Genomic DNA, 17,342 nt, shown 5'->3' with positions numbered 1-17,342 from the left:
GGTGGCGGCCCGGGGGTTGGCGGGCGGGAGGGTCCCCGGGTCCCGGTCGCCGAGGATGCCCTCGAGCAGGGCGACGACGGACTCGGGTTCGTTCGCCCGCACCCACGCGGCACCGTTGTTGCGGGGCTGTCCCGTGTACGGATCGTGGCCGTGGTTGGCGCCGAGGTAGGCGTTGCCGGTCTGGGCGAAGTACTCCTCGGCGCTGGTGGCGGAGTAGTTGACGGCCGACTCGCCGCCGGGGGCGCGGAGCGGGCCGTCCGGCCACTGCCCCGGCGCGTCCTCCACCGGCTCGGCGATCAGTTTCTTCCTGTACGCCTCGATCACCGCGCGCCGGTCCGTCTCCGTCAGCAGGCGGTGCCACGCCAGGTGGAACAGCTCGTGCAGGACCTCGGAGAAGCCGTCCGGCTGCGCCACGGCCCCGTCGGTCGCGGGGTCCTCGCCGGTCAGGTTCTCCTCCGGCACCACCACCACGCGCCGTACGGGGTCGGTCAGCGCGCGCGCTTCGCCGACCGGACGTGGGCGGCCGGACGTCTCGTGCAGGTCGTGCAGGTCGGCGTACCCGGGTACGTCGGTCGGACGGACCCCGCGGGGCAGTACCAGAATGTGCCAGGGTGACGTGTCCGCCCGGTCGTCCTCCGCCGCGAGGACGCGCTGGACCGCTTCCGGCGTGCGCAGGACGAGTTCGAGCAGCCGCAGCAGTTCACCGCGTGCGGCGACGGGCCGGGTGACCTCCTCGGGGATGACGACGAGTCCGGCGAGGCGGGTGCCGGCCGAGCCCGGCTGGTGGGACGTGTAGAAGTCCGGTGGGGCGGAGCCCGGCGCACTCGATTCCTCCTGTGCACCGGCCGGACCGGGTTCGGGGGCGCCGAAGGCGAGCGGCCGGCGCGGGGAGGTGTCGACTGTGGGCGACGGCGGCGGCTGCGCGTGTTCGCCCGCCGGCGACGGCTCCAGCCCCGCGGTGTGAAGCAGGGCCGTGAGGTCCAGGCCGCCGACGGGGCTCTGCCCGGACTCGGTGGACGGCCCGCCGGTCCCCCCGGCCGCCACGGCCGGGCTCGCCGTCGACGGTTCCAGCAGCGACACCACGGCGGGGGAACCGAGGGCCAGGTAATGGAGGGTGTCGGCGGGCGTCGGCGCCGTGTGCTGCTCGTCCGCCGGGTGCATGTCGACGTCGAACGACGCCTGTCGGCGCAGGACGGACGCGGGTGTCTGCGCGGAGACCACCGTGCCCGGCGGCAGGTCCCGGCCACGGTTGCGGGTTCGTACGGGGAAGTCCTGTGCACTCGGTCCGCCGGACCGCCGTCGCGGATCGCCCGTCAGCTCGTGGAGCTGCTCGGCCAGCGTGGCGCGGAACGTCGACTCCAGCCAGTCGAGACGGTGGTGCGCGGTCTTGTGGGCGTGGCCGGCCCGGCCGGGGGTGAGGGCGAACCGCTCGCGGTAGCCGTTGCCGCCGGCCGACACGGTGACGGACGGCAGGGGCAGGCGGTTGGCGTGGTTCCACAGGCCGACCCGGGCCACCTGGCGGGCGAGGTGGCGCAGCCGCATCATGTCCTCACCCTCCGGAAGTTGCGCCCGGCCCTCGGCGAAGGTGAAGCGCGTGGAGGGTTGCGCCGGAGCCCGGTGGGCGCCGACGACGACCGCGGTCAGCGGGTTGACCACGATGCCGGGCCGGTCCTGCGGGCGCATCCCCGCCATGGCGTCGTGGAACGTCCGGTCCCGGCTGACGAACCGCATGTGCCACAGGTCCTTCGCGCGGGGCGTTCCCAGCGTGGCGGAGAGGGCGTCCAGCGCGCGCAGGGCGGCGCCGAAGGCACGGTCGCGGGCGTCCTGGGCGGCGCGGTCCGGCTCCTCGGCGGCCGGCACGTCTCCCTGGGCGGGGGTACGGTAACCGGCCTCGTGCAGTTCGACCAGGGCGTGCGCGGCCCGGCGGTGAGCCTCGGCCCGGACGCGGTCCGGTCCGTCGGGCAGCGCATCCGCCTCCTGCTCGTACTGCTTCACCATGTCCCGCAGCTCGACGGTGTTGTGGAGGTCCAGGTTGCGGTGCACGGCCTCGGTGAGCAGGCGCCGCCTGCTCCCGGCGCGCGCGTAGTTCTCCAGGGTGACCGCCGAGTGGCGGTCCTCACTGGCGAGGACGACGGTGGCGTAGTGGTAGCCGAAGGGGTTCTCGACGGGGTGGTAGGCCTCGGCGTGGTCCTGGAGGACGAAGCCGCCGTGTTCGTCGCGCGAGCCGATGGACTGGGTCAGGTAGGCCTCGCCGACCCGGGCCCAGGCATGGCCGTTGATGCCGACGGCCGCGGCGGCTTCGCCCAGTACGCCGTGCTCCGCCGTACGTCCGGCGGCGGCCCCGAGGTAGGCGCCGTAGCGCGCACCGGACAGCGGGGTCGGCGGCACCGCGGAGCCGGTGGCGCCGGACGCCTTCTCCGCGGCCCAGGACGCGCCGGGTGTGCGGGCCGTGAGGCGGCCGCCGTCGGCGACGTCGGCCACGGCGGAGGCCAGCCGGTGCACGCCGCTCACCTTCAGGCCGTCGGCCGCGTTCATCGGACCGAGCGCGATGCCGTCGGACCGGTCCCGGAACACCAGGTGGTCGGGCGTGCCGCCGAGCAGGTGCGTGGCCAGGTCGCGGCACACGTCGGTGCGCAGGGAACCGGACTGGGGGCGTACGCGGAACAGGGTACGTTCGACTCCGTTGTGGTCCAGCCTGAGCGAGACGTGCGCGTCGAGCACGAGGGCGGTTTCGCTGCCGACGGCGCGCAGCGCGGCGGAGGAGCGGTCGAAGACCTCGCGGGTCACGAACGCCTCCCGGGCCTCGTCCGCGTCGCTGACGGCCAGGGTGCCGTCCTCGGAGACCAGCAGGGTGGGGTGGCCATCGGTGACGATTCCCTGTTCCAGGGTGACCAGGCGGCGCTCGGGGCCGGCGGAGTGCGGCGCGGTGACCCCGGCGGGGGACGTGCCGGCGTCCGGGTCCTGCGACAGCCGGAGTCGGCCGACCCGTGCGAAGACACCCTCGGCCTCTCCCCTGGCCTTCACTGTGTAGGCATCGGTGCGCCCCGAACGCGCCGTGCCGTCGATCCGCAGGGTCAGCGGGGCGGGGCGTCGGCGACCGCGCCGTGCGGCCGTGGAGCCCGCCTTCCGGTCGGCCGACGTGTCCTCCGCGACGGTGGACACGCCGACCGCACCCTGTCCTGCCGTGTCCTCCGCAGCGGTGGACACGCCGGCCGCACGCTCGCCGGCCGGGCCCTGCGCGGCAGCATCCGCCACGACCGTGGACACGCCGACCGCACCCTGTCCTGCCGTGTCCTCCCCGGCCGTGAACCCGTCGGCCGCACGCTCGCCGGCCGTACGCGCGCCCGCACCGCGTTCCGCAGCCGAGTGGGCCACGGCCGTGTCCCCGCCGTCCCGGGGCGTGAGCGCCGGGCCGTCCGCCGCCGCGGCCCCGGGGGACCCGGCCGGCTCCGCGTCCGGGTCCGGCGTCGCCGGGAGGTCCGCGTCGCCCGGTGCGTCGCCGTCGCGCGGGCCGCCGGCCTCGGGTCCCCGGCCTCCGGGTCCGCCACCGTCCGGGCCGTCGTCGTCCGGGTCCGCGTCGCGGGGGCCGTTGCCGTCCGGGTCCTCGTCGTCCGGGTCCCCGTCGCGGGGGCCGTCGTCCTCGGTGGTCGCCTCGTCCGGCCCCGGCTCCTCCTCCCGCGCCCCCGCCTGCTCCGGCTCCGGCTCCTCGGCGATCGGGTCCAGCACGGGCACCCAGCCCGTGCGGGTGGTCCCGGACGCGTCGGCCGTACGCCCCTCCTGCTCGTCGGCCGCCGCGGGGTGCTCCGGGCCGTAGCGCCGCAGGAAGCCGAAGAGGTCGGCGCCGAGGCGCAGTTGCGGGAAGCCGAGCCTTTCGCCGTCCGCCTGCCGCACCGGCGGTGCCCCGTCGGTCGACTCGCGGTCGAGCAGCGTGCCCGAGGCGTCGATCTCGAAGGACCGGGCGGTGCCTGCCAGCGTGACCGCCGGCAGCGGGGTGCCGTCGGGACCGGAGAACCGGACGGTGCCCCGGGTGTTGACCGCGTACACGTAGCCGCCGCCGGTCTCCACCAGTGCCCGGGCTCCCGGGCCGCCCGCCAGCAGCACCGCCGTCAGGGCCCGCAGCGCCTCGGTGCCCTCGCCGGGCAGCGGACGGAAGGCCAGGCGGACACGTTCCCGCAGCCGCCGGTCGACCTCCAGCGACACCGCCTCCGCGAAGGTCCTGCCGCCCGCCCACGAGGTGCGGTAGGTCAGGGCCAGCTCGACCGGGGCCAGGCCGGCGTCGCGGACGGCTTCGGCCTGCACGGGCGTCAGCAGCCCCGCCCGCCGGGCCCGCTCCACGGTCAGCTCCGGCACGTCCGCGCCCTGACGCGGGTCGAAGGCGTGGACGCGGCCGGAGGGCTCCGCCCAGCGGTGGAAGGGGCCTTCGGCCCCGGTGAGCTCCAGCCGTACCGGGACGCCGGCCTCGTGGGCGAAGACGCGCAGCCAGTGGTCCCAGTCCAGCTCCACGTACCGCAGCGCGTCGGGCAGGCTCACCGGCCCCACGGGGCCGGTGTCCCGGCGGAGCGCGTCGTGGACCTCGTTCACCTCGCGGATCAGCGCGTACAGCTCGTCCTGGGTGGCCCCGGCGGCGCCGTCCTCCCGCCGGGCCCGGTACCGGCTGAGGACCTGATGCGCCCGGGTGGCGCCCTCGCCCGTCTCCGGTCCCGCCGCCAGGTCCGCCTCCACCGTGGCGACAGCCCAGTTCAGCGCCTCGGTGTGGGCCATGCGGACCAGATCGGCGCGGTCCAGGGTGAAGGCGATCGCGCCGATGCCGTGCCCCCTGGCCTCGCGCACGGCGCGGAGTACCGTCTCCGGCAGCCGGGTCAGGGTGCCGCCGCGGGCCGTGGCGGCCCTGCGGAGCAGGGGGACGAGGTCGAGGGGCGCGCGGACCGCGGCGTCGAGTGCGGCCCAGTCCTTCGGGCCGAGGGCCGCGGGCTCGGGTGTCTGCTCCCAGAGGCGCAGCAACTGCTCCAGTTCGCCTTCGTGCAGCTGGAGTTCGACACGGCCGGTGACGGGGCGGCTCTCCGCGGGCGGGTCCGAGTAGGTGACGAACAGGCCCTCGTGGCGCTTCTGGGCGATCAGGGACAGCCGGACCGTCACCTCCACCCGCCAGGTCGCCGGGCCGAGCCCCTTGAGGTGCTGCTCACGCCGGTAGCTCTCGCCGACCGCGTCGCTCGTGGTCGCGCCGGTGACCCGGCTGAAGGGGGCCTCGCCGCCGTTGGTGCGCGCGAGGTTGTCGTGGGTGGGGGCGACCGCGACCCCGACGGCGTTGAAGCCCGCCGACGGCCGCCAGTCGTCGATGCCGGCGCTCGCCGTCGTCGCGTTCAGGGACTTCCCGTAGCGTCCGGTGCCGATCTCCCCCTCGAACCGGCCGAGGACCCTCAGCTGGGAGAACCCGTGCAGCCGCAGGGACAGGTCGGCCCGCTCACCGGACCGGCCGGTCACGAACAGGGCCTTGCCCAGCACGACCGGGCCCCGCTGGGCCTGTGGCAGGAGGGCCGCGAGCTGCGTGGGGTTCGACAGCTGGAGGACGGCGCTGTTGACCGGTACCCGGTCGGTCCGCGGGTCGACCCCGAACAGCCGCTTCCACAGGGCGTCGGCCGCCGGGCGGATCTCCTCCAGCGACACACCGGTGACGTAGGCGTCGCCGGGCAGCGGCGGCAGCGGCCGGGGGTCCGGGGCGAGGAACGGACCGTACCCGGGCCGGAACGTGGCCACGGCGTTCGGCACCTGCAGGGCGATGGTGCCCCGTACGACGCCGGACGCCGAGTGGGGGCTGGTGCCCAGCCGGCGGACGGTGGACGCGATGAGGTCGTTCAGCGACCAGCCCGGCCGCATCCTCAGGACGTCGGCCGTCACGTGCAGCTCGAAGCGGGCGTCGGCCCGCCAGGTCCCCTGGTCGTAGGTGTACGCGGTCTGCTCGTTGGTCTCCGTGGTGCCGCGGCTCAGCGCGCTGTGCGTGGCCGCGGCCATGCCCGCGCTGCTCATCAGGGCGAAGGAGCCGGCGCCGTCGCCGTCGCCGCCGCCGAACCTGGCGCTCACCGACACCGTGGCGTCCCGGGAGGCGGTGCGGGACGTCGTCGCGCCTCCGTGCCGGTAGTGCTCCAGACCGGTGTTCGGGAGGAACTCCCCCACCTCGAAGGCTCCGGTGACGGCGCGCAGCGTCAGGCCGACGATCTCCAGGCCCAGCCCGGCCCGGGGGAGCCCGGTGGTGGGGAAGTACAGGGTCATCCCGTCCGGGGAGAACAGTTCCTCGGCGAACGTCCACGGCCGCTTGCCGCCCAGCAGGCCCTCCAGTGCGGGGCGCAGCCCCTGAAGGGAGCCGATGTGCCGTCCCCCGGCGCTCCACACCTCGGGGTTCGCGCTCAGGGCCCCGGGAGCCACCCTGTTCACCAGCTCCGTCACGACGGCCAGCGGCGTCCTGCCGGGTTCGTCGTAGACCACCTCGTGGACCGCGCTGTGGCCGAGGAGCCGGCTGCCCTCACGGGTGAGGTAGTCGGGCAGCCCGGTCCTGGGCCCGTCGGGCACGGGTGCCGGCGGTGCCTGGACGCTTCCGTCGGGTGCGGACTTGCCGAACCGGTCCGCGAAGGCACGCAGGACCCCGTCGTCCTGGACGGGCAGTTCGCCGGCACGGTGCATGTCCCACAGCAGGTCGGCCAGCTCGGCCCGGGACGCGGTGAGCCTGGTCAGCGGGTCGGCGGACGCGGTGTCCACCGGGTCGGGCGTGGTGTCCGTCCAGCGCACCAGGAGGGCGGCGACGGTGTCGCCGCCGAGCCGGACCTCTCCCCGGCTCCAGGCGTTCATCACGTCGACGAGCTGCCGGTCGGGCACGGGCAGCTCGCCGCGGCCGTAGGCGCTCAGCGCCACCCACTCCGGCACCCCGTAGACCACTTCGCGGTCGCGCACCGTCGTCGTCCCGGACCGGGACCGGGTGGGCAGCAGCTTGGCCGATTCCTGCCGCAGGACGTCGAGTGCGTAGGTGGCCTGGGCGCGGTAGAAGTACACGGGCCGGTGCCCCAGGCTCGGGAGTCTGATCTCCTCGGTGGCGCCGGTCGTCTCCGTGACGGTGGCGGCGTTCCACTGCCGCCCCCAGGCGGCGTCCAGGCCGCCCTGCACGGACGCGCTGCCGCTCACCACCCCGCCGAGGGTGATGCTGGGGAGGGTCAGCTGGACGCCTCGGGAGTCGCTCTGCTCGTTGTTGGCCTGGGTCAGCCCCAGTGCGATGTTCCCCGAGACGAACGGCTCCGACGTGGCGCCCACGAAGGTCGAGGCGCCCAGCTCGGCCGACACGTGCACGGCGGCGTGCTCGTTGCGCACGAACCCGGCCTCGAAGACCTGGTCGGTGGAGATGCCGTCGGTGAGCAGCTCGGGCAGGTGCGTGCGGATGGTGAGCGGTCCCAGCAGGGTGCGAAGGAACTTCTCGGCGGGGCCGCCCGGGCGCCCCGCGGTGTCGGGGACGGCCGCGACCACCGCGTCGTACAGGCCGGTGGTGTCGACGTAGTGGACCACGCCGTGCTCCAGCAGCCTGGGCGGAGTCGGAACGGCCGCCGCCTGGCCCTGCGGCCTGCCGACCGGGTACAGCAGGACCGTGGCCTGCTGCCGGGGCAGCGGGATGCTGCGCGGCGGCCACCAGTGCCCGTACGTGCCCGGGGCGCGCCGGTCCAGGCCGCTCAGCCCGTTGCGGGTCTCGTGGAAGAGGGCCTCGTAGTCCTCGTGGAGGCTGAACACCCGGTTGTCGGCCCCGCCGTACTCCTGGAGTGTGGGCAGGCTGGTGAGGCGGTTGCGGGACTGGGCCACGCCGGACTGCAGCATGCCGCTCGCGCCGAACCCGCCGCTGCGGAGGACTCCGTCGGTGCCCCGGAGGCCCGCGGAGAAGCTGGTCCGCTTGCTGCTGCTCTCCGAGAACCGGGCGGTGTCCTGGCCGATGTCGAGGTGGACGAGCGTGTACGCGTCGGTCGTGCCCCGGAACTCCGGCTCCGTCCCGGGGGTGGGCCTGGCCTTGATCAGGACGGACAGGACCCTCGTGCCCGTGATGACGCCGAGCGAGCTGGTCGGGACCACCAGTTCCAGGAGCAGGCCGTCCTGCCTGATCACGGACTCGTGGACGCCCAGCGCCCGCGGGTTGAGGAACTTGGCGAGGATCCGCTGGTTCTCGAGCTGGTGCCGCAGCAGTGTGTCGCCGAGGTCGCGCCGGCTCAGCGGTGCCTCGGGATCGGCCGGAACGTATCCGCCCCCGCGCGCCGCTTCGTAGACGAGGTCGTGCAGTGCGCGGGCGGTGTCCTTGCCGACGGTGAGGATGCCCGTGCCGAAACCGCGGCCGGAGGCCGCGTGCGCCGGCAGCCGCTCCAGGCCCTCGTCGTGCGCCCCGCGTGTGCGGCGCAGCTCGGTGGTCTCCGGTACGGCCCGCGGGGCGCCGGCCGTTCCCGTCGAGGACGTACCGGACGTGCCGGACCGGGCGGCGGAGGCGGGCGCGGCGGGGGTGGTCCGGACGGCCGGCGCGGCGGGGCCGTCCTCGTCGGCCAGTGCCTCCTCCCCGACCGGCAGGCCGTGGCGGAACGCGTCGGCCACCGGGACCCGCAGGTGGCCCTCGCCGGGTACGGCATCCGTCGTCCGCCGGCCGCGGCCGGCCACGGACACGACCGCGGTGTGCGTCCAGCCCACCCGGTAGCCGGCGGTCTCCTTCACCCGCAGCACCTCCACGCTGAGACCGGTGCGGCCGACGCCGAGAGCGACGCTGGTGGAGTACGCGCGGGCCAGTTCGAGGGAGATGTTGGGTCCCGCGGGAAGCGGGGAGGCGGAACCCGACAGGGCGAAGCGGGTCGACGCGGCCTTGGTGTCGCCGCTGCCGACACCGGCGATCGCCGTCCTGACGTCCTCTACCGCCGCCTTGTCGCTGACCGCGCCGACCAGGACGGGCACGCCGCTGCGTTCGCTGCGCACCAGGACGGTCGCCCGGGGCTGTCCGTACCGGTTGTGGAGCGTGATCAGGTAGCCGGAGCCCGCCGCCTCCTCGAGGTGCGCCTCGAGGTCCCAGAGCTTCTGCACCAGTTCGTCACGCGTGGCGCTGCCGACCCGCAGGGACAGGCCCTGCTCCCGCAGCAGGGCGACGATGCCGTCGAAGAGTTCGGGCAGCCCGGTCAGACCGGCGGCGAAGTGCACCGGCGGCACCTGTTCGAGCAGTTCGCGGACCCGGTCGCCGTCGGCGACGACCTGCCGCGCCGGTGCGGGTTCGAGGTAGTACTGCGGCACCTGGACCAGGAGCCGGTCGGTCTCGGCCGCCTCCACGGTGACCGGGGCGTCGTCGGTTCCGGTCTGCTCGGTGCCGGTGCGCAGGGCGATCCGCCAGGTGGCCCTGAGGGCCACCATCTCCGAGTCCGTCTTGGCCACGGCGACGCGGCCCTGCTCCGCGTCGGAGACCGTGGTGGTGCTGCGGCTCGTGGCGTAGGCCTGCGAGACGCCGAGGCCGATCCGGCCGACGCCGATGCCGAACGAGGCGGCGCCGTTGACGCGGAAGGCCTCCGTGGGAGCCGAGTACCCCTTCACGACGGCGCCGGGGGTGATCAGGCTGTTGACCGCCTCGTTGGCGTGGAACGGCTTCGCCTCCTCGGGCTCGGGGAAGCGGCCCAGGGGCCGGTCCGGGGCTTTCCCGGTGTCCGACGCGCTGCCGCCCTCCGTGGTCACGGAGGCGGTGTCCGGTTCGTCCTCCTCGGGGACGAGGGCCAGGGACCGGCCGTCGTAGGCGCCGGCCGCCCGGGGCACCAGCAGCGGGTCCGCCGTCTCCAGCCGGATGCGCAGCTCGACGCCGTCCAGCCCGAGGATGAATCCGGCACCGAGGTAGCGGTAGTTGAGCAGCAGGGTGCCGGGCAGCCCCTCCAGGGCTCTTGGGGACAGCCGGTGTCCCCGGCGGGCGGCCAGCTCCTCGACCGCGCGTACGACCTCGGGCATGGCGGGCAGCCCCGACCGGGGGACGGCGAGGGTCAGCGCGTGCGGGTCCAGGTCGCGGATCCGCCGGACGGGGAGCGGGGCGGCCGGGTCGCCGGACGCTCCCGGTTCCTGCCCGGCCGTGCGGGACGGCGCCACGGCCCGCTCCCGCGCGGCGGTGGCCGTCCCGCCGGGCTCGGCGCCGGAACGGGTCGGCGCCGTGGACGGCACCGGCGCGTGACCGGCGTCCTCGCTCCGTCCGGAGGCGTCCGGTTCCGGGGTGACCGGTTCCGGGGTGCCCGGTTCCGGGGTGCCCGGTTCCGGGGTGCCCGGTTCCGAGGTGCCCGGCTCTCCCGCCGTCACGGGCCGCCGTCCGGCGGTGCCGTCCGGAGCCGCTGCCTGCTCGGGATGCCGGTCCGACGTCCGGGCGTCGACCGCGCGCCGCTTGCCCAGGGCCCGCTCCGACAGGACGCGCGGCCCGTCCTGCGACGTGCCGAGGGCCTCGTCGTCCCCGGGTTCCGGCGACGCGGTCGCCCCGGTCGGCGGCGCCGTGGCCTCCGCCGCCTCCGGCCGGTCGCCTGCCTGCGCCGGGGCGGGCTGCTCGGCTGCCTGCTCCCCGGAACGGGTCGCGGCGGACATCCGCGGCGCCGTTTCGCCTTCCGTCCCGCCTTCCGCCGCGGTCTCGGCCACGGGTTCGGCCGCGGTCTCGGCCGCGGCGGCAGCGGGTACCGGGGCGGCGATCCCGTCCGCGGGGGCGGCGGACGCGGACGCAGTGCCGTCGTCGGCGGGCACGAGGCCGGCCGGCCCGCCCGCGGCGGTGCGGACGGCGTCGGTCACGGTGGCGGCACCGGACACCGCGATGGCACCGTCCGCGGCGGTCTCGGTCGCGACGGCATCGGACGCGGCGGCATCGACGACGGCATCGGACACCGCGGCCGCGTCGGTCGACGCGGGCACAGCGGCGCTCGCGGCACCGTTCCCGGACACGGCGGCGCCCGCTGCGGCCGGCGCCGCCGACAGCGGTTCGAGCAGCCGGTCCAGGTCGCCCACGAGCCGGCCGTCCTTCACCCGGATCATGCCGGTGACGCCGCGGGGGACCGAGACGACCAGGGTGCCCCTGGGGCCGCGCAGGTGGACGTCCACGTCGAGGGTGACGTGGCGGTAGGGGGTGACGCTCTCCCTGTTGTGCTCGTCGGTCCCGGCCGCGCCCGAGGCGAGCCTGTCCTCGCGGCCGGTGCCGCGCTCGTAGGGGTCGCGGTTCAGCAGCGCCACGTCGTCCGAACCGCCGCCGGCCTCCGGGCCGCCGCCGCGGTGGACGCCCCGGAAACTCTCCTGCGCGCTCTCGTGCTCCTCGTCGTCCTGGCTGTAGACGCGGGCCTTCTGCTGCCTCTCGGGGCCGAACTCCACCCCCGTCGCCACCAGGCGGGCACGGACCGTGCGGCCGTCCACCGTGATGGCGTGGCCGTCACCCTCCCACAGGCCGGAGCCGCGAACGGCCAGCGTCTCGGGGCTGGTGTGCAGGTCGTACCGCGCGCGGGCGGGCGGCGCGAGGTGTTCACCGTCCGCTTCCCGGGGCAGCCGGCCGTCGGCCGTGGCCCGCAGGACCTCGTCCGGGTACGCGCTGGGCCGCCCGGCGGCGACGGCCGCCCAGCGCCTGACCGCGTCGGCGGCCGGCACGTCCCAGACGTGCAGGTTCTCCGCCAGTCCGGTGACCGGCGCGGGGGCGGCGCCCGGCGGGACCCAGCGCGGGTCGTTCCCCACGGCGCGGCGGAACGGCGCCCGCGGCGATGTCACCGGGCCCGTCTCCTCGGTCAGGTACCGGGGCACCAGCAGCCGGACGGTGCCGTCGACGACGTCCGACTCCTGCCAGTCGAACGGCCGCGACCACGGCAGCGTCGCGGGGCGCAGGCCCACCGTCCGGGCGACGGCGCCCGCCATGAACGCGGCGCCCCGGGAGAGCAGGCGGACGGCTTCGGCGCTCTGGTGGGTGACGCCCACCTCGACCCGGTACCGCAGCGGATGTGTCATCTCCTGCGCGCCCCCGGTGCCGGGTGCGGCCCCCTTGTCCCGGGGGCTGGTGCGGTGGATGTCGAGGACCTTCCCGGACCGGGACTCCTCCACGGTGCGGCCCACCGCGTAGCCGGCCGAGAGGTCGGCACCGGCGTGGCCCTGCTCGCCCGCGTTCGCGTCGTGGGTGCCGCCGCGGCCGGTGATCACACCGCCGACGCCGGTCGCGTAGCCGCCGCGCTCGCTGGTCCGCTCCTCGCGCACCCCCTCGTTGCGCAGGGTGTGGGTGATCTCCGGGCGGTGGGCGCCGGACCGGGCAGGCAACACCTCCTCCACCCGCACCCGTACCCACACCACCCGTCGCGCGCCGGCGAAGCCCGGCAGGACGAACGACGCGGTGAGTCCGCTGCCGAGCGTGGCGCCGAACCCGGCGGCCAGCGCCGGTGAGCCGAACGTCTGCTCCGCCCAGTGGCGCAGCGGCTCGACGGGCAGCGGCCGGCCGTCGACCGGGGCGGCCAGCAGACCGTGCGCGCGCAGCCGCTCGACGACGGTCCGCGCCACCTGGTCGCCTTGCAGCACCTCGGCGTGCGCGGCGTTGCGCGGCAGCAGGCCGCCCAGGTAACCGCGGGTGACGGGGGTGTCCTGGACCGTCCCGGCCCCCTCCCGGCCGCCCGCCGGGGGCAGGAGGTCGGTGATCCGGCGTTCGGGGACGATCAGGGTCAGGTGGTCCGTGACGGTGATGTGCCGCTCCACGCTGTCGAGGACCCTGGCACGGCCCTCGCTCCCCCGGGACCTGACCAGTTCGATCCGCCATCCGCCGTCGGCGGTGACCAGCCGCTTGGGGCCGGAGTCGGTGGTCCGGGTGATGTGGATGACGCCGTCGTCCGTGGTCCGGCGGACGCCCTGGTGCACCTCCGCGGAGGCGTAGGCCATCACGGTGACACGGCCGCCGGGCACCCCGCCGTGCCGCCCCGACTCGGCCCCGGTGAGGTGGCCGTCGCTGATCTCGACGTCGCCGCCCGAGTCGGAGCCGTACCGGAACTGGAACTGGGGACCGCCGAGGATCTGCGCGGCGCGGTCGACGCCCCGCACCGAGGTGTGCCGGACGGCGGACTTGGCGTAGTGCTCGATCTCCACCTCGCCCGCGGGCTCCTCCAGGCGCGGCCGCAGCGGGGTGAGTTCCAGGCGCAGGGCGACGTACTCGCCGTCGGCCGTCCGGTGGACGATCTCCGTTCCGCCGGGGCGGGTGAGCGCGTCCAGGTCGGCGGCCAGGGCGCGCGGGGTCAGCCGCGCGGCCACGTCGGGCGGCAGGGCGGCGCCGCCCGCCGTGCGGGCGTAGAGGCCGGCCACCGTCTCCCGTAGCACCGGTGCGTCGAGGAACGTCGGGTAGACGCCGGAGGTGCCCGAGGACAGGTCGAGGGCTGCCTGGTCGCGGGGGGCGGACCGGCCGGCGCGGCGCAGCGTGCCCGCGGCCCGTGCGTCGGCCCCGGTGACGGGGGTACGGGGCACGACCTGGTGCGGTACGAGGACGTGGGCGGTGAGTTCGGGGCGGTCCAGCGACCACCGCTCGGTCTTGTGGCCCCTGGCCCCGAGGAACACGTCGTAGCCGACCCGGATGACGTGCCGGTCGACCGGTCCCTCCGTCTCGACGCGCTCGTAGGAGCCGGCGGTGGTGCCGAAGCCGGTGCCGGAGCGGAAGGTGCCGCCGCCCTCGAGCCTGCCGACGCCCGCCTGGATGCGCACCCCGCCGGCGAGGGAGATACGGGTGACGCCGCCCAGGGAACCGCGTGCGAACAGGCTGTGGCCGGTGCCGCCGGTCACCGTGCGGCTCGTGGACACCCGGGTGTTGAGGGTCGTGGGGTGCGTGGTGACCCGCACGGTGTCCAGCAGCCGCGCGCGTATGCCGAACTCGACGTCGCCCACGGTGTGGTCGATGCCGGTGAGCGCGTCGGTCAGGTCGCCGAGCAGCGCGTCCGGGCCGGCGTGCAGCTCGATGTGCTCGAGGAGCGCGTCCCGGCGGGCGGGGCTCATCCGGGTGCGCCGGGCGAGGTCCCGGGCGGCCGCGCGCAGGGAGTCCACGACGTGTTCGGCGCCGGGGAGCGCGGCGGCCACGGCGAGCGGCGGCAGTCCGCGCCGGGTGGCCAGGTACAGGGGTTCCCGCGGGCTCGGCGCCGGCGGGGCCGCCTCGACGGGCGGGGCCGGGGGCGTCGGCGCACGGTCGGGCCCGGCACCGGCGACATCGAGCAGCCGCCGTACGTGCGGCGCGTCGGCGACCGGCGCCGCCGCGGCCGGGGGACGGTGCTGCAACGTCCACAGCACCTCCGGGCTGCGCACCTGCCCGAGGGCCTCCTCCTCGAACTCTGCCGCGCCCTCCCCGCCCCACCAGGGGACGCCGAGGTCGGCGGTCACTTCCACGGTGCGGGGGGCGTCGGACAGCCGAGGGTGGGAGCGGGAGGACAGCTCGACGAGCACACTGAGGCCGGCCCGGTAGCGGGCTTCGTCCTCGGTGGTGGTGAGGACGGTGTGGCGCCCGGTCTGGACGGTCTCCTTCTGGTGCCAGGAACTCTTCGAGCCGACGGTGAGCAGGGCCATGGGGAACTGTCCGCTGGTGGCCGCGTGGTGTCCGGGGGCGTGCGTCGCGGGGGCCGCCAGGCCCATGAGGCTGGCCCCGGCGGTGACCGAGACGGAGCTCTCGCCGCTGCGGCCGCTGACGAACGCCGACCCCACGCCCAGGTCCTCGCGGATCTTCACCGGCGGCGTCCGGCCGAGGTACTCCAGCCGGACGCCGGTCACCCGGAGGGTGACCCGGACGTCCGTGCCCAGGCCGGGCAGCACTGCGCCGACCCGGACGGCGCGGTCGGAGTATCCGGCGCCCAGCGCGGTGAGCCCGCGTTTGCGGACCTCCTCGCTCAGGATGTCCAGCCGCGCCATGATGCTCCGCACCGCGTCCGGGCCCAGCCGGGCATCGAGCAGACGCCTCTGCACGTCCAGGGCGACGGGCGTCATGTCGAGGGCGTGGACGACCGGGCGGTGCAGACGGGGCGGCGCCGTGCGGGCGTCGGCGGTGGGGGCGGGCGGGGGCGGATCGGCGAGGGAGGGAGCGGGCTCGCCGGCCGTGGAGTGCGCGGCCGGGAAGTCGGCCACCAGGCCCCGGTCGACGGGACGCAGCGTGCGGCCGTCCTGCCCGTCGACGTACACCCGGAAGACGACGTCCGCGTCGAAGCCGGTGGTTTCCGCGACCATGGTGCTGTGTCCGGCGATCACCGTCCGGTGGACGCCTCGGACGACGGCGTTCTCCGCCTCGCCCCGCACCGCGGGTACGCCGGGGACGGCCGCGGAGGCGACGGCGGAGGTCAGGGTGAGAGCCGTGAGCACGCCGAAGGCGACGGCGTCCGTGACGGACCGGGACTGCTCGGCCGACACCGACTTGGCGGCGAACCGGACGCCGTAGGTGCGCACGTCCCCGTCCTCGGTGACGTGCCGGGTCGGCCTGGCGTTCTCGAGCGCGGGCTTGAGCCAGACGAGCCGGGCGGGTCGTCCGGCGCCGGCGGGGACGGCGTGGTGGACGCCCCGGCGCAGCAGGTCCGACCAGGCGGTCGGGTCGGTGGTGCGCAGAGCGGTGGCGAGCGCCGGCCTCAGGTGCGCGGCCAGCGCCGGATCGTCGAAGCCTTCGAGGGCCTGTCCGGCCGCCGCGTCGGCCTGCTCCGGGGTCCACGTCGCCACGCCGCGCACCGCGCCCTCGCCGAGCATGCCGTGCCGCGCGTACCAGGGGGCGCGCGGCACGGTGTCGTCTCCGGGGTCCTGCCCCGGCACCGTGTCAGCGGGTGCGTCCCGTCCCTGTTCCCGTGCGGGGTCGCCGGGGCGGCCGGTCCCGTGCGCGGAGTCGGCCTGCGCCGGGGTCTCCTGGGTGGCGCTCTCCCCCGGGGTGCCGGCGGGGACGGAGGCGCGCACGCCGGCGGGTCCCGCCCCCACCCGCTCCGCAGCCCTCCCCCCCGGGACGGCACCGGTGTAGGTGCTCAGCGCCTCCAGCAGCCGCGGGTCCCCCGGATACTGTTCCAAGGCCTTCGACAGGCCGGCCGTCATGGCGTGGTCGGTTCTCGCCATGCCGACGAACGGCTGGCGCAGCATGGCCATGACCCAGGCCGCACCGGTCCACCCGGCTTGTACGGCGGCCGCGTCGCCCTCACCGGCGGTGGCCGTCGCCAAGGTGGCGGTGTCGCCGGGCAGGCGCGCGTGCTCGTCGGGGAACAGGCCGTCCAGGGCCACGTGGCGGCGGAGTTCCTCCTCGGTCAGTGGTGCGAGGCGCCGGTACCGCCGGACGTCGTTGTCGTAGTCCAGCCCGTAGACGCCGCCCTGCGCCCGGTCCCACATCTGCGCGGTGAGCATGACCTCGTGCATGGTGTGGTGGCCGACGCCGACGAGCACGCCGACGGCGGCCAGCCGGACCGTCCGCATGTCGACGGGGAAGTCCGTCTTCCGCGCGACGTACCTGGCCACCGCGAGCAGGTTCCAGGTGTTGCCGGAGAGTCCGGTGCTGACCAGGCCCCCCGCTTCCTTCGACCGCTGATGCAGTTCGCCCGCGAAGGGCAGCCGGGTGTGGTCCTCACCGCGTACCCACCGCAGCCGCTCGCGGCCGTCCCCGCCGCGGAGGACCGCGAAGGCCCGTTCGGCCGCGCTCAACGGCGGTCGTACCTCGTCGGGCCGCTGCGCGGTGCGGCGCTTCTCGCCCTGCTCGCGTTGTGTCCGCTGCGCCTTCAGCTCGGGAGGATGCTCGAAGCGGAGGATGCCGCTCGTGCCGACGAGGGCGGTCAGCATGGAGACGAGCTCGCGCAGGTTGCCCTCCCGCACCGTGGCGGCGAGCACCGTCAGATCGGTACCGACCGCGCCCGGAACCGCGGGGGCGCTGCGCCCGAACGCCGTCAGGTCTTCGGGCCTCTTCCGCCATACGTACGACCAGGCGGCCTCCGTCAGTGCGCGGATGTGGTCCCGCACGGCGGGCATGCCCGTCATGATGTGGTCCGCCAGCCGCCTCTCGAACTCCTCGGAGGCGCCCAGGTAGTGGATGGCCCGCACGTCCTCGTCGGACGCGGGTAGCGGTGTGAAGGCGGCCCCGGCCCGGTCCGCCGTCCCGTCGGCGGCCGGGCCGTCCGCACGGGTGCCGGTGGAACCGGTGTCCTCCCGCTGCACTGCCGGGGCCGGCACCCCGTGGAAGGCCAGCGCCCTGGCCAGTCTCTGGGCGGTCCCGAGCTGGTCGGCGCGCACGGCGTCCGCATACGCCTTCCGGAGGCCGTCGGCCATCGACTGTCCGGTGTCGGCCATCCTGACCTGGACGGATCCACCCTTGACGGGCAGGCCCAGGGCCGCCAGCTCGTTCACGG

At 75.9% G+C, this 17,342-nt stretch carries 1 protein-coding gene; it reads left to right on the top strand.

Going from position 1 to position 17,342, the window contains the following annotated elements:
• Window positions 1–1,107: 1,107 nt before the first annotated feature.
• Window positions 1,108–12,411 (top strand): pentapeptide repeat-containing protein, encoded by an 11,304-nt coding sequence (locus IF37_RS46725; RefSeq protein ID WP_367647148.1) that lies wholly within the window; start codon window positions 1,108–1,110, stop codon window positions 12,409–12,411.
• Window positions 12,412–17,342 lie beyond the last annotated feature (4,931 nt).

Source organism: Streptomyces sp. NRRL S-31, from assembly GCF_000718775.1.
Taxonomy (GTDB): Bacteria; Actinomycetota; Actinomycetes; order Streptomycetales; family Streptomycetaceae; genus Streptomyces.
Note: the sequence above shows the minus strand (reverse complement) of the source record. Positions and strands in the feature narration are given on the sequence as shown.